A 14,237-nucleotide genomic window follows, 5' to 3' on the forward strand; every position below is an offset into this window, starting at 1 on the left:
AGACCTATTACTATAGTTAAAGGCAGGGGCAGGCAATGAAAGTGGTTTTTGCGGCAAGCTTGGAACAAAAAAAGATGATCAATGATTTGATTGACCATCTTTATCATTCCGTATTCCCTTTATATTTTGAAGCGGGGGAAATAAAGGAGTTCATTCGCTGGGAGGTTTTGAAAGCTCCTGACGAAAAGGAGGAGTGGCTTGAAACTGCGGATGATGCGTTCCGTATCATTGCCGCACTCCAGGTGCTCATTTCTTTACTGGAATTGAAGTCCCTTCCCGGTGAGAATAAGGATTACGAAAATTTGTTTTATAAAAACAAATGGATATTGGAAAAATACCATATCTCTTTTCCGTTTACATACAGACAGTTTTCTTCTCTACATAATTCTGATTTGGCGTTATCCATGTTTACCAGCGCAGCCAATGAGTTTCTAATATGAAAAGGACCGGCAAAAGGGCCGGTCCTACTTAACGTTTTCTTTTAACCAAGCTTCTATTTCGTCCTGTGATTGTTCTCCAACGAGCCTTGCATATTCTTTCCCATCTTTAAAGTGCATCAGGGTAGGGGTGTATTTGATCCTGTACTGGTCCCAACCATCTTTGAATTCCAGCAGATTGAATTGATAAACGTTTACGTCTGTCTTTTCCGCAGCCGGAATCAGCTCCGGTGTTGTTTTCATACAATGCGGACATTCGGGGCTGAAGAAGTAAACGGTCACGTCTTCTTTGTCTTTAAGTTTTTTCTTTAATTCATCAGGCAAAATGATGTTTTGATATAAAGGATCGTCCAGCAAATCTACAGTTAAGGGATCAAGGCTCTCCTTCTTATAAACATTTCCTTCCGATTTCTTCGCCTGCTGCCATTTGGTCAGGCCTGCTATAGCGGCAAATAAAGCAATTATGACAACAAAAAAAATAATTAATTTCTTCATGTACGGTCCACTCCCTTGGTCATTCTCAGCAACAGCAAACTAATAATGAAAATCATGATAAAAGCAATAAGGGCAAGAAAAGGTATGGTGATAAAGCCAAACCAGTTAATGTATTGGCCGGTGCATGGAACACGGCCGCATGCCGGAGCGCTTGAAGTGAAAAAAGGAACTTTCTGGATTAAATAATGGTATAAGGAAACGCAAATTCCAATTCCGGAAAAGACAGCCGAATACAATGAAATGCCGTAATATTTTTTAACCGAAGCAATCCCAAGGAGGATCGTTAAAGGATACATTAAAATCCTTTGGTACCAACAAAGCTCACAAGGCTCAAATTGCTTTATTTCGGAAAAATATAAACTCCCAAGCGTTGCAATAACTGAGATGGCCCATGCAAAAAAAAGCATATTTTCCTGATTTTTCGCCGATTTTGATTCCATCTGCATCCTCTGCCTTTAATAAGAATTATCTTGATTATAGTATTAATCCCTTATGAATGTAAAAAATATGGGAGCTTGTAACAGGATTGTTAAAGTTTTATGTAAAAAGCGGCTGCCAAAGATTGGCAGCCGGGGTTCACATTCGAATTAGCGGATATTCCTCAAAAATGTCCTTGCTGTCCACAACTGCTGCGGCATGCTCCAAAAAACGGAGCAGGGAAAATAGCCGGCGTTCAATCAGTGAGTAATCCCTGGAAAAATAATACGCATGCAAAAAGTGTTCAATTCTTTTTGAGAGCATGTCGTCTTTCGTCCTGACCATCAAAACGATTAAATTATCCCATTGGGACCGATGGGTATAATATAGGGCACGGTCATAATCCAGCAAATGAACTCCCTCCTTTTTTAGGAGTTGTATTTAGTATGGACAGCCGAAATGGATGTTTTGGCTGTAAATGTTGACATTGCCGCCGCATCCGCCTGCCAATTCATGATACGTATATATGGAAGTGCTTCAAGGAAAAATATGATGAATTGCTTTTGCTCCTTCATGATTGCCCTCTTTTATTCATACATTGTGGATAAGGGAGGGGAATTGCCAATGAGTGCGGATACGAAAGCGTTGCAAAATGCCATAAGTGAGATTACAGAAATCGCCAGCGGATTTGGACTTGACTTTTACCCAATGCGTTATGAAATTTGCCCTGCAGATATCATCTATACATTTGGAGCTTACGGAATGCCGACTCGTTTTTCCCACTGGAGCTTCGGAAAACAATTTTTCAAAATGAAGCTCCATTATGATTTCGGCTTAAGCAAGATTTATGAACTGGTCATTAATTCGAATCCTTGCTACGCTTTCCTGCTTGATTCGAATTCACTTATTCAAAATAAGCTGATTGTTGCCCATGTCCTTGCCCACTGCGATTTTTTCAAAAATAATGTCCGGTTCCGGAATACGAAACGGGATATGGTCGAAAGCATGGCTGCTACCGCGGAAAGAATCAGGCAATATGAAATTGAACACGGCAGGAGGGAAGTCGAGGAGTTCCTTGATGCCGTCCTGTCGATAGAAGAGCATATTGATCCATCTTTGCTTCGTCCATCACTTGATTGGAAAATGGATGAAGAAGAGTGGGAGGAAGAAGAGGAGAAGCCGGTAACTGAATTTGACGATCTCTGGGATTTGGATGAAAAGCAGCCTAAGAAAGAAAGGAAAAAGCGGAAGAAAAAGTTTCCGCCGCAGCCGGAAAAAGACCTTATGCTTTTTATCGAGCAATACAGCAGGGAGCTATCCGATTGGCAGCGGGACATTATGACGATGGTACGGGAGGAAATGCTTTATTTCTGGCCGCAGCTCGAAACGAAAATCATGAATGAGGGCTGGGCTTCCTATTGGCATCAAAGGATCATCAGAGAAATGGATTTATCCAGCGATGAGGCGATTGAATTTGCGAAACTGAATGCGGGAGTCATTCAGCCGTCAAAAACGAGCATTAACCCTTACTACCTGGGGTTGAAAATTTTCGAAGATATCGAAAAGCGCTGGGACAATCCGGATGAGGAATTGAAAAAACAGGGAGTCGAACCGGGTTCGGGAAGAGAGAAAATGTTTGAAGTAAGGGAACTTGATTCGGACATCTCTTTCCTTCGGAATTACCTTACGAAAGAGCTTGTTACAAGGGAAGACATGTATTTGTTTCAGAAACAGGGCCGCGATTATAAAATTGTCGATAAAAACTGGAAAGAAGTAAGGGACCAGCTTGTCAATATGAGAGTCAACGGCGGCTTCCCATATTTGACCGTAAATGATGGGGATTACATGAAAAATGGGGAATTATACATCAAGCACTCTTATGAGGGCGTCGAACTGGATTTGAAGTATTTGGAAAAGGTGCTCCCGTACATTTACCAGCTTTGGGGGAGATCCGTCCACCTGGAGAGTGTTGTGGAAAACCGCCCAATGATCTTTAGCTATGACGGCAGAAATGTCCAGAGGAAATTTTTATGACAAAATTCGGGAAGTGACAGCAGTCGCCAAGCACACCATTACAGGTGTGCTTTCTTCAGTTTAAAGAATGAAAAAAGAGGAAGTATTACAGTAGAATGTAGCAGAGGGGGCTGAGATCGTGTTTTTGGACAGTTATGTAAACCAAAAGATTCAAATCAAGTTCAAGAACTTACCGGAATCCCTTTCAGGGCCTGTTACAGGCATTTATCACCCGGACAAATGGTGTATAGCAAAATTGATTTTTACAGAATCAATGGGGATTTGGGTTGAAAACCCGTGTTTTGAAAGGACAAAAGTAAAAGAAGATGACGGGAGTGATGTTCCGGCATCTGAACAATTTAAGGAGACCTGCCCTACACATCTATTGATTAAATGGGAGTATATTGACTCTATCATTGTATTCCCGGCTGATGAAATGCCTGGGGCCGGAAAAGAAGCCAAATTGATCGGCTTCCATTCATAATAGAGGCCGGGTGCACGAAATTCTCATGCACCCGGCCTATTTTTTTACAGAGTAAGCGTATAAGATTTTTCAGCTTTAAAACTTTGAACAAAGCCATTTGTTGTCTAGCTCCAGCGCCTATCGACTAGCAGACTTCGCACCTCCTCCTACGATAAGTCAACATCGGCTCGTTCCTCGCCGTGTTTCCTTTATCTCGTCGGAGGCACTCCAGTCTGTACGTCGATGGGCAAGGCGCTTGCGCTTTTCTAATTTTCCGAGTCCCGGTAAGTTTTCAAGGAAGTTTTTAATGATGCATATACGCCGACAGCGGCGTTTCCATAAAAAAAACCCATAAAGACGGCTCCCCAAAAATTAAATCGATGGGCGATAAAGAGAGCGAATGCCAATCCGAGAATATTGGCTACAGTCGGAATGAGAACTCGCGGAATCGGAAGCAGGATCTTGATGAACTGGGTGGCAATCAATACGGCCGGGACCGCAATGACTGAATCCCAGAAATTTGTATGTATGACCGGAAATGGCTCCATTTGATCACACCTTATTATCATAATAACTGATAGTATATCCTTAACTTTCACAGGATATGAGGATTCCTATACATTAGAAAGAAGCGCCGACGGCGCTTCCAAAACGTCTTAATAAACGTAAGATGTCCCGACAATAATTAATAGGATAAACAGGACAACAATCAAAGCGAAACCCATTCTCATTCCACTCATGAATAAACACCTCCTTATCTCTCCTGGAATATTGTATGAACAAGCAGTGCCTATTGCTTGGACAAATATAATGCATAAAAGAATTCCAATGCGAAAGACTTGATTAAAATACCATCTAGGGGTATGTTATTTATAAAAGATCAGTTCGGCTTTGAAACAGGTGGGTTTAACGCAGCTTGAAAAGCATGCTCATCATTGTGTTGCAGATGCTATCAAATCGGAGAAGGCGATGATACCATTGAAGAAATGATGAAGATTGTCAATCAACTGGTCAAGACATGATTAAGAAAGGAGGAATCCGATATGCCCAACAAATCATTGGACATACCTATAGAAGGCATGACATGTGCAGCCTGTTCGAACCGGATCGAAAAGGTATTGAACAGAATGCCGGGAGTTGAAGCGAATGTCAATCTTGCTTTGGAACAGGCATCTGTGACGATTACAGATGAGCAAGTTTCTGCTCAGGACGTTGCGAAAAAAATAGAAGACCTTGGATATGGGGTAAAAGCAGAACAGCTTGATTTAGATATATATGGAATGACCTGCTCAGCCTGTTCAGCAAGAATTGAAAAAGTACTGAATAAAATGGACGGAGTCCAATCGGCAACAGTCAATCTTGCTGCCGAGACCGCATCCGTAGCATTTGAGCAAGGTATAGCAACTGCTTCGGATATCATTGAAAAAATCCAAAAACTCGGATACGATGCCAAAGTGAAGACGACTCAGGCAGAAAAAACAGAGGCCAAATCGAAGGAATACGAGAAACAAAAAAAGAAATTCATTCTTTCCGCCCTATTTTCCTTGCCTTTGCTTTATACGATGCTGGGACATTTGCCTGGCAATTTGGCCCTTCCGGTTCCGGCTGTCTTAATGAACCCCTGGCTTCAGTTCATCTTGGCGGCGCCGGTCCAATTTTATATCGGGGGACAATTTTACAGAGGTGCCTATAAATCATTAAAAAATAAGAGTGCCAATATGGATGTCCTAGTGGCGCTTGGTACATCCGCGGCTTTCTTTTACAGTGTACTGGAAGGGATCCGCGCTTGGCTTCATCCGGGATATGAGCCGCATCTTTACTTTGAAACAAGTGCAGTGCTGATTACACTGATTCTGCTTGGCAAGCTTTTTGAAACGCGGGCGAAAGGAAGAACAACTGAAGCTCTCTCCCACTTATTAAGCCTGCAGGCAAAAAATGCGAGCGTGCTGAGAGGGGAAGAAGAAGAGCAAATACCTGTGGAGGATGTAAAAGCAGGAGATATTATCGTTGTCCGGCCGGGTGAAAAAATACCTGTAGACGGAGAATTGATCTTTGGTGAAGCGGCTATCGACGAATCGATGATCACAGGCGAATCAATCCCGGTAGAAAAAAGGCCGGGTGAAGAGGTTATTGGAGCGACAATCAATAAGCAAGGCATGATCCGGATAAAAGCAACGAAAGTCGGGAAGGATACGGCCCTTGCCGGGATTATTAAAATCGTTGAAGCGGCTCAGGGAAGCAAAGCTCCTATCCAGCGGATTGCAGACAAAATATCCGGGGTATTTGTACCGATCGTAGTAGGTATAGCCGTTTTAACCTTTTTGGCCTGGTTTATGATTGTGGAACCCGGAAATGCTGCCAAAGCGCTTGAATCATCGATCACTGTTCTTGTCATCGCATGTCCGTGTGCTCTTGGACTGGCTACCCCGACATCGATCATGGTAGGCTCCGGCAAGGGGGCGGAAACAGGCATCCTGTTCAAAGGCGGCGAGCATTTGGAAATGGCGCATAAAGTGAATGCGGTCATTTTGGATAAGACTGGCACAATTACGGTGGGAAAACCTTCGGTAACAGATATTGATTGTAATGATGAGGCTGTTCTTGCTTATCTCGTTTCTGCCGAAAATGCCTCCGAACACCCATTGGCGGACGCCATTGTAAGGTATGGAAAAGAGCAAGGCGTTGAAATGAAACAGGTAACGGAATTTCAGGCAATCGCAGGACACGGAATCAGGGCTGCGATAGATGGCCGCCAAATTTTGGTCGGAACGAGAAAGCTGATGAGCGACAATCTTGTTTTATATCAGGAAAAAGTGAAAAAGGCTGAAGAATTGGAGAGCCAGGGGAAAACAGTCATGTTTATTGCTGTGGATGGAAAATTATCAGGCATAGTGGCAGTTGCGGACACTGTGAAAGAACATGCAAAAGAGGCCATCAGCCGTTTGAAGGAAGAGGGCATTGAAGTCCTCATGCTGACAGGAGATAATGAAAGAACTGCGAAGGCGATTGCGGGCCAGGTCGGTATTGATCGTGTTTATGCGCAAGTTTTGCCGGAACAAAAAGCGGAAAAGGTAAAAGAGCTGAAAGATCAAGGGAAAACAGTGGCGATGGTAGGGGATGGCATCAACGATGCCCCGGCGCTTGCACTCGCTGATGTAGGGATCGCCATTGGAACGGGTACAGATGTTGCCATTGAAGCTGCTGATTTGACAATTCTCGGAGGAGATTTGCTTCTCATACCAAAAGCATTCCGCCTCAGCCATGCAGTGATGAGAAATATTCACCAAAACTTTTTCTGGGCCCTTGCCTATAACTCAGCCGGAATTCCAATCGCGGCAGCTGGACTGCTGGCCCCATGGGTTGCCGGAGCGGCGATGGCCTTCAGTTCGGTTTCAGTTGTTTCCAATTCACTGCGTTTAAAAAGAGTAAAATTATAAAATCAGGAGGAGATTGAACATGCAAGAAACCGTATTAAAAGTAGAAGGAATGACATGCGGACACTGCAAACAATCAGTTGAAAAAGCATTAACAGCCATTAAAGGGGTTGAAAAAGCCGAGGCAGACCTGGATGAAGGAACTGTTAAAGTTTCCTATGATCGTTCCAAAACGGATATCGGCAAAATGAAAGAAGCCGTAGAAGACCAGGGATATGATGTGGGCAAATAGGGATCAGCCAAAGTCAAAAATAACAAGGGGTGTGTTCAAGTGAAAGTTTTTGTAGCGGGTGCAAATGGACAAATCGGCCGTCATATTATGAAACTATTGAAAGACAGCGACGATTATACCGGTATTGCAATGGTTAGAAGCAAAGAACAGGCCGAAGCCTTCAGTGAGAAGGGGATGGAAGCGGTATTGGCAGACCTGGAAGGCAGTGTCGATGAATTGGCAGAGGCTATGAAGGGCTGTGATGCCGTCGTTTTCACAGCCGGTTCAGGCGGTCATACCGGAGCAGACAAAACACTACTTATTGACCTGGATGGAGCGGTCAAAACGGTGGAAGCAGCCGAATTGGCAAACGTTAACCGCTTTATTATGGTCAGTGCTTTCCAGGCGAACAACCGTGAAAACTGGAATGAAAAAATCAAACACTATTACGCAGCCAAACATTACGCTGACAAAGCCTTATTGCAAAGCGGTTTGACCTATACGATTGTGCGGCCCGGCGGTCTAGTAAACGAGCCTGGGACCGGGAAAGTAAGTGCTGGTGAAAAAACAGAACGGGACATCATTCCACGTGAAGATGTGGCCAAGGCAGTTGTTGCATGTTTAAAAGAAGAGCATACTCATAATAAATCGTTCGATCTTGTCTCCGGCGACACTCCTATTGAAGAAGCGTTAAAAAGAATCTAACCGGAATTGGCGGGGTGTGTGTGAATATCATCGATCTTCATTGTGATGTTTTATGGAAGCTGTGGGAAAGCAAGGGTAAGCTTCGTTTCAATGATTCACCTGAACTTGATGCAAATAAGGAACGTTTGAAAAAGGGAAATGTGAAGGTTCAGTGCTTCGCTGTTTTCATTCCACCGGAAATTAAGACAACAGAGCAATTTCAGGACGCCCTTGAGCAAATCAATTATTACTATACGGAAATCCTGGAAAATAACCCCGACATCATCCAGATCAAATGCTGGAAGGATATTCTGGATTTAAAACCCGGCCAAACAGGGGCTGTGCTTACACTTGAAGGGGTAGATTGCATTGGCAATGACCTGCAGAAACTCAGTCTTCTAAATCGTATGGGGGTCCGTTCTGTAGGTCTTACCTGGAATTATGCCAACCTGGCTGCGGATGGGGCGGAAGAGCCGCGTGGAGCGGGTCTTACAATTTTTGGAAAGCAAGTTGTTCATTTTAATAATCAGCGCAAGATGCTTACAGATGTTTCCCACTTAAGTGAGAGGTCCTTTTGGGACGTGATGGACCTTGCGGATTATCCGATTGCGAGCCATTCCAATGCAAAGGCACTATGCAGCCATCCAAGAAATTTGACAGATAAGCAGGCTGAAGCCCTCTTTGAAAAAAACGGCATGGTCCATGTTGTTTTTTTTCCTGAATTCATAGCAGAAAAAGAAATAGTGACCATCCCGGATCTCATCAAACATATTGATCATTTCTGTTCGCTCGGCGGAGTTCGCCATATTGGATTCGGTTCTGATTTTGATGGAATCGATAGCCATATTGCCGGTTTGGAAAATGCATCAAAATACCAAAATCTGATCAATGAGCTTTTAAAATATTACTCGGAGGATCAAGTACGGGGATTCGCCGGCCAAAACTTTTTAGAAACGGTCTCAAATTGGAAAATCTGAGCGGGCTTAATGAAAAAAATGTAAAAAAAAGTATGATTAAAACCGCCATGGGCAATATAAGTCCTATGGCGGTTTTTTTATTTAGGAAATTATAAAATGCTCAGGTTGTAAGTAGCTTATTTGTCACTTAATGCTGCGTCCGGCTCCGACGGACAGGAGGTCCTAGTGCCTCCGGCGCCACAGGACGTGGCGCTTGCGCCTTTGTTTCATTGCCGTTTGGTAATCAAATAGGAAAATAAGGAGGCAGTTAAAATGTCAGAAAAAGATAAGGGCTTGACGCGCCGCGATTTCCTGAAAACCTCCGGAATTGCGACAGGAACGTTGATTGGAGGCGGTGTGCTCGGCGGATTGATCGGATATAACGCGAACAAACAACCCGATACTGCGAGAAAGGATCAGGGAACCGGCAAAGACAGGTCAAGCCCAAAAGGATTGCAGTTTTTCAAAAATTACAATGACTTTGAAGTGTTATCACAGGCAACCGAACGGATTTTTCCAAAGGATGATTTGGGTCCCGGTGCCATCGAACTGGGTGTCCCGTATTTTATCGACAATCAGCTTGCCGGAAGCTACGGTTTGAATGCAAGGGAATATATGCAGGGACCATTTGATATTGGGGAAATCACCCAGGGTTATCAAACTCCGATGAACCGTCAGGAGGCTTTTCTGCTTGGAATCAAAACGATGGACAAAGAAGCGCAAAATCGTTTTAAAAAAGGTTTTGCCAATTTAGAAGCCGATCAGATGGATGAAATATTGACGGACTTCCAAAAAGGAAAAGTGAAAATGGATGGAATCACATCCGACTTCTTTTTTACGCTGCTCAGGTCTGCAACACTGGAAGGAGCCTACGCAGACCCGATATACGGCGGCAATAACAATATGGACGGCTGGAGGATGAAAAACTTCCCGGGTCACCAGGCAGCATATATAAACGTCGTGGACAGTGACAAATTTCAAAAAATCAATCCCCAGTCACTGGCAAGTATGGATCATTAAAGGAGTTGAGGACATGGCTAAAACTTTGGATAAAGTGGATGTTGTAACCGTTGGGGTCGGCTGGACAGGCGGCATCGTAGCAGCCGAGTGTGCAAAGGAAGGATTGAAAGTGGTGGGCCTCGAACGCGGGGAAAGAAGAGGGACCCAGGACTATCAGCGGATTCACGACGAGTATCGGTATGCCATCCGTTATGATTTGATGCAGGATTTGTCAAAAGAGACGATCACATTCAGAAATACCCGCAAAGAAAAAGCACTGCCCATGAGACAGATGGGGTCATTTTTATTGGGCGAAGGCCTTGGCGGCTCTGGAACCCACTGGAACGGATGGACTTTCAGATTTTTGCCTTACGATTTTGAAATCAGAAGCATGACGGAAAAGAAATATGGAAAAGATAAGATTCCTGACGGCTTTTTGCTTCAGGATTGGGGTATTACATACGATGAAATGGAGCCTTACTTTGATAAATTTGAAAAGACAGCGGGGATTTCCGGTGAAACCAATCCGCTTGGGGGAAAAAGGTCCAATGATTATCCGACGCCGCCGATGAAAAAGACGCCTATACTGCAAAAGTTTGAGAAAGCGGCGAAGGACAGGGGATATCATCCGTATATGATGCCATCTGCAAACTTGTCCGAAACATATGAAAATCCGGACGGGCAGACCATTTACGCCTGTCAATATTGCGGGTTTTGCGAAAGATTCGGATGTGAGTACGGGGCGAAGTCTTCCCCGGAAATAACAGTGATTCCGGCAGCGGAAAAGACCGGCAATTATGAAGTCCGGACAAACGCCAATGTCGTTGAGATCTTGAAAAAAGGCGACAAGGTTACAGGTGTCAGGTATATCGACACAGCGACAAGGCAGGAATACATCCAGCCTGCAGATATAGTAGTGCTGACAAGCTATGTATTGAACAATGCCAAACTACTGATGGTATCCGACATCGGCGAACAGTATGACCCTGACACAGGAAGAGGAACGCTTGGCAGAAACTATTGCTATCAAATGAACGCCGGAGCGACAGGCTTTTTTGATGATCAAATGAATACATTCATGGGAGCAGGAGCACTTGGGATGTATATGGACGATTTCAACGGCGACAATTTTGACCATAGCAAAGAAGATTTTCTCCACGGCGCCGGAATCTGGATTACACAGTCGGGATCCAGGCCGATTGCAAGCAACCCGGTCCCGCCGGATGTTCCACTCTGGGGCGAGGAGTTCAAGAAGGCATCCATTCACTACTACACACGGACATTGTTTGTGGGTGGCCAGGGTGCATCGCTGCCATTTAAGGAAAATTATTTGTCGCTTGATCCGACATATAAAGATGCATACGGCCTGCCGCTGTTGCAGATGACCTATAATTTTACCGATCAGGACCGTGCCCTGCACAAATTTGCGACGGAAAGGTCCGCTGAAATTATGAAAGATATGGGAGCAAAAGAGGTTGTCCCTGAAAACGTATTGACAGATTATGATATCGTCCCATACCAGACAACCCATAACACGGGCGGCACGACAATGGGAGCGGATCCCGCCACAAGTGTTGTAAACAACTATTTGCAGCATTGGGATGCCGATAATCTATTCGTAGTCGGAGCCGGAAATTTCGCCCATAACAGTGGTTATAACCCTACCGGCACTGTCGGCGCATTGGCTTACAGATGTGCGGAAGGCATCATAAAATACAGCAAAAAAGGCGGAAGTCTTGTTTAATACAAAAGGAGGCGTTCAGAGATGGGCATTTCACAGATTGGAGTACCAGGACTAATTATTATTCTGGTCATCGTTTTGATTATTTTCGGGCCGAAAAAGCTTCCGGAGATTGGCGGAGCCATGGGGAAAACGCTGTCAGAGTTTAAAAAATCGACCCGGGAAATCATGGACGACGATGATACCTCAAAGCAAGAGAATAAAAAAGAGATTTGATTTAGAAGGTGCGCTGAATGGGACAAGATACGAAACAGGATAGAAAAATTCTCAGTCCCTTGGACAAAAAGCCCGAAGACCGCAATATGGATCGTCCCTATTATCGGAAAGAAAAGCAAGAGGAAGAAACGAACGGGGAAGCTTTGGTTGAGCACTTAGCCGATCTTCGCAAGCAGTTGATCAAAAGTCTGGCTGTGTTTGTTGTATTTCTTCTTGTTGTCTTTACAACGATGAACTATTGGTTCCCTTATGTGACGAAAGGGAATGAGCTTGTTGTTTTCGGCCCTTTTCAAATCGTCAAGTTTTACACTTCTATTTGTGTGACTCTTGCGCTTGGATTGTCGCTGCCGTTTCTCGTCCATTTTATATGGCAGTTTGTTAAGCCGGGCTTGAAGTCCAATGAGATTCGATTTCTTGGATTATATTCACCCGCAATGTTTCTGTTATTCATTATGGGGGTCGCTTTCGGCTACTTTGTTGTCAATCCTTTAAGCTATCATTTCTTAATGAATTTTGGTGCAATGAATTTTGATGTCATCGTTTCGGCACAGGAATACGTACACTTCCTGATTATGACGACTGTGCCGCTTGGCTTGTTATTTGAACTGCCGATTGTCGCCATGTTTTTGGCATCCATCGGGGTGTTGACCTCGGAAACGATGAAAAAAGTGAGAAAATGGGCGTATTTGGCCATAGCGGTTGTATCGGCTTTGATCACACCCCCTGATTTTATCAGCCAGTTGATGGTGCTGATCCCGATGGCATTACTATACGAAGCGAGTATCTATATTGTAAAACGGATGGAAGCAAGGCAGGAGACCGCTCAGCAAACAGAAGTTGTCTCCACGGAATGAGAAAAAAGCTCCGGGAAAAAGGAAAATTCCTTTCCTGGAGCTTATGTTATTTGCCGTAAATACCTTCAAACCCCTTAACGGACAACGTCCTTGAACTGCGTCAATTCCTTCAAAGTTTCCTCGTCGACCTCCACGCCGAGCCCCGGCTCTTCATTGAGCTTTATGAAAGGTACGTCGTATTTAAGGTTTCCGATATCCCGAGAAAACTTCAATGGTCCGGTCAGTTCAACACTTGTGATGTTTTTCTTGGAAAAAGCGACATGGAAACCGGCGGCTGACCCGATCGATGATTCCACCATCGATCCGACCTGGCACTCAATGCCGGCCATTTCGGCTTGGTATGCAAGCTTTGCTGCCGGAAGGATGCCTCCGCATTTCATCAACTTGATATTGACTTTGTCCGCAGCCCGCTTCCGGATGATTTCCCGCAGTTCACGGGGCCCTTTCATACCTTCATCAATCATGACTGGAATATCGGTTTTTGATTTGATTTCAACCATGCCGTCGATATCATCGGCTGCCACAGGCTGTTCTATCCAATCGATATTCAAGTCTTTTAATGAACGAATCGCGACAAGGGAGGCGGCGCTGTTTTTCCAGCCTTGATTGACATCCACACGGATGGCAATGTCCTTGCCGACTTTTTCTCTGACAGCTTGAATCCGCTCGACATCTTTCTGTACTGCCGTACCGACTTTCATTTTAAAAGAGTTGTAGCCCTGTTTCATCATGGCTGCCGCTTCTTCAGCCATTTCCTGCGGCTCTGCGATGCTCAAAACATGGGTGATCGGAAATTTTTCGTGATAACGCCCGCCAATCAACTGGTAGACAGGCTGTTCGAGCTTTTTGCCGGCAGCATCAAAACAGGCGATGTCCAATGCTGCTTTTGCTGCAGGAACTGCATAAATTGTCCGATTCATCAGATCGTGTATCTTTTCAAATTCCATCGGGTTTTTGCCGATCAGCAGCGGAGCGAGAGTATGTTTTAAAAGGTAGTACGTGCTTTCAAAAGACTCGCCGGTCACGTATTCGTCCGGCAAAGCTTCCCCGTAACCTATAATGCCTTCATCCGTTTCTATTTTGACGATGATGGTGGGCATATGGTGAAAGATACCATAGCTCACAATAAAAGGGCTGTACAAAGGTAAATGGACAGCATGAATATGTATGGCTTCGATTTTTATGACGATCAATCCCTTCATTTTACAGTAATGATTTTTTGAATAAGAAAAGCGCAAGCGCCTGTTTATCGAGGTACAGACTGGAGTGCCTCCGACGAGATAAAGGATAAGGAAAGGCGGAGAGTGCCTGCTTATC

The 14,237-nt window shown here is 44.4% G+C and carries 19 protein-coding genes; 12 read left to right on the top strand and 7 right to left on the bottom strand.

Annotated elements, in window-relative coordinates; translation table 11 throughout:
- Window positions 1–35: 35 nt before the first annotated feature.
- Complete coding sequence (locus FS666_RS09135) at window positions 36–440, top strand: DUF5365 family protein (protein ID WP_120069362.1); 405 nt, start codon at window positions 36–38, stop codon at window positions 438–440.
- A gap of 24 nt (window positions 441–464) precedes the next feature.
- Here the strand turns inward: FS666_RS09135 and FS666_RS09140 are convergent, their stop codons facing one another.
- The 4 genes from FS666_RS09140 to FS666_RS19775 all read right to left on the bottom strand — a co-directional run bounded on the left by FS666_RS09140 (window position 465) and on the right by FS666_RS19775 (window position 1,924).
- Window positions 465–932 carry a thioredoxin family protein gene (locus FS666_RS09140; RefSeq protein ID WP_144463231.1) on the bottom strand — a complete coding sequence of 156 codons (468 nt, stop codon included), beginning with the start codon at window positions 930–932 and terminating at the stop codon, window positions 465–467.
- Window positions 929–1,372: a disulfide oxidoreductase gene (locus FS666_RS09145; protein ID WP_144463233.1), complete on the bottom strand. Its 444-nt coding sequence runs from the start codon at window positions 1,370–1,372 to the stop codon at window positions 929–931. The genes FS666_RS09140 and FS666_RS09145 overlap by 4 nt, the downstream gene beginning before the upstream one ends.
- Before the next feature lie 136 nt (window positions 1,373–1,508).
- Window positions 1,509–1,760: a YhdB family protein gene (locus tag FS666_RS09150; protein ID WP_144463235.1), complete on the bottom strand. Its 252-nt coding sequence runs from the start codon at window positions 1,758–1,760 to the stop codon at window positions 1,509–1,511.
- 17 nt (window positions 1,761–1,777) lie between these two features.
- On the bottom strand, window positions 1,778–1,924 hold the full coding sequence (locus FS666_RS19775; protein WP_186306460.1) for a hypothetical protein: 147 nt from the start codon (window positions 1,922–1,924) through the stop codon (window positions 1,778–1,780).
- Window positions 1,925–1,973: 49 nt separating this feature from the next.
- Between FS666_RS19775 and FS666_RS09155 the strand changes: the two genes are divergently transcribed.
- A complete protein-coding gene (locus tag FS666_RS09155; RefSeq protein ID WP_120069348.1) occupies window positions 1,974–3,383 on the top strand; it encodes a SpoVR family protein in 1,410 nt (469 codons plus the stop codon).
- 118 nt (window positions 3,384–3,501) lie between these two features.
- Window positions 3,502–3,846, top strand: coding sequence for a hypothetical protein (locus FS666_RS09160; protein ID WP_120069345.1), 345 nt, complete (start codon window positions 3,502–3,504; stop codon window positions 3,844–3,846).
- Window positions 3,847–4,091: 245 nt separating this feature from the next.
- Here the strand turns inward: FS666_RS09160 and FS666_RS09165 are convergent, their stop codons facing one another.
- Both FS666_RS09165 and FS666_RS09170 read right to left on the bottom strand, forming a co-directional pair.
- Window positions 4,092–4,373, bottom strand: coding sequence for a hypothetical protein (locus FS666_RS09165; protein ID WP_120069341.1), 282 nt, complete (start codon window positions 4,371–4,373; stop codon window positions 4,092–4,094).
- A 108-nt stretch (window positions 4,374–4,481) separates the two neighbouring features.
- Window positions 4,482–4,556: a YjcZ family sporulation protein gene (locus tag FS666_RS09170; RefSeq protein WP_164876267.1), complete on the bottom strand. Its 75-nt coding sequence runs from the start codon at window positions 4,554–4,556 to the stop codon at window positions 4,482–4,484.
- Window positions 4,557–4,716: 160 nt separating this feature from the next.
- Between FS666_RS09170 and FS666_RS20640 the strand changes: the two genes are divergently transcribed.
- The 9 genes from FS666_RS20640 to tatC all read left to right on the top strand — a co-directional run bounded on the left by FS666_RS20640 (window position 4,717) and on the right by tatC (window position 12,920).
- Complete coding sequence (locus tag FS666_RS20640; RefSeq protein ID WP_164876265.1) at window positions 4,717–4,815, top strand: metal-sensitive transcriptional regulator; 99 nt, start codon at window positions 4,717–4,719, stop codon at window positions 4,813–4,815.
- A gap of 53 nt (window positions 4,816–4,868) precedes the next feature.
- Entirely contained in the window at window positions 4,869–7,262 is a 2,394-nt protein-coding gene (locus FS666_RS09180; RefSeq protein ID WP_144463236.1) for a heavy metal translocating P-type ATPase, read from the top strand.
- A gap of 19 nt (window positions 7,263–7,281) precedes the next feature.
- The gene (gene copZ, locus FS666_RS09185; protein ID WP_144463238.1) at window positions 7,282–7,491 is read left to right on the top strand and encodes a copper chaperone CopZ; all 210 of its coding nucleotides are present in this window, start codon (window positions 7,282–7,284) and stop codon (window positions 7,489–7,491) included.
- A 39-nt stretch (window positions 7,492–7,530) separates the two neighbouring features.
- The gene (locus tag FS666_RS09190) at window positions 7,531–8,175 is read left to right on the top strand and encodes an SDR family oxidoreductase (protein ID WP_144463240.1); all 645 of its coding nucleotides are present in this window, start codon (window positions 7,531–7,533) and stop codon (window positions 8,173–8,175) included.
- Window positions 8,176–8,195: 20 nt separating this feature from the next.
- Window positions 8,196–9,131: a dipeptidase gene (locus FS666_RS09195; RefSeq protein ID WP_144463241.1), complete on the top strand. Its 936-nt coding sequence runs from the start codon at window positions 8,196–8,198 to the stop codon at window positions 9,129–9,131.
- A 252-nt stretch (window positions 9,132–9,383) separates the two neighbouring features.
- Window positions 9,384–10,130, top strand: a complete 747-nt coding sequence (locus tag FS666_RS09200) for a gluconate 2-dehydrogenase subunit 3 family protein (RefSeq protein ID WP_120069323.1) — start codon at window positions 9,384–9,386, stop codon at window positions 10,128–10,130.
- Window positions 10,131–10,143: 13 nt separating this feature from the next.
- Complete coding sequence (locus FS666_RS09205; protein ID WP_120069320.1) at window positions 10,144–11,853, top strand: GMC family oxidoreductase; 1,710 nt, start codon at window positions 10,144–10,146, stop codon at window positions 11,851–11,853.
- Between the two features lie 21 nt (window positions 11,854–11,874).
- Window positions 11,875–12,066, top strand: a complete 192-nt coding sequence (tatA, locus tag FS666_RS09210) for a twin-arginine translocase TatA/TatE family subunit (protein WP_120069317.1) — start codon at window positions 11,875–11,877, stop codon at window positions 12,064–12,066.
- Between the two features lie 17 nt (window positions 12,067–12,083).
- Window positions 12,084–12,920, top strand: a complete 837-nt coding sequence (gene tatC / locus FS666_RS09215) for a twin-arginine translocase subunit TatC (RefSeq protein WP_120069314.1) — start codon at window positions 12,084–12,086, stop codon at window positions 12,918–12,920.
- Window positions 12,921–12,994: 74 nt separating this feature from the next.
- Here the strand turns inward: tatC and FS666_RS09220 are convergent, their stop codons facing one another.
- Entirely contained in the window at window positions 12,995–14,104 is a 1,110-nt protein-coding gene (locus tag FS666_RS09220; RefSeq protein WP_144463245.1) for a mandelate racemase/muconate lactonizing enzyme family protein, read from the bottom strand.
- Between the last annotated feature and the right edge of the window lie 133 nt (window positions 14,105–14,237).

The organism is Siminovitchia fortis (assembly GCF_007681465.1).
Lineage (GTDB): Bacteria > Bacillota > Bacilli > Bacillales > Bacillaceae_C > Siminovitchia > Siminovitchia fortis.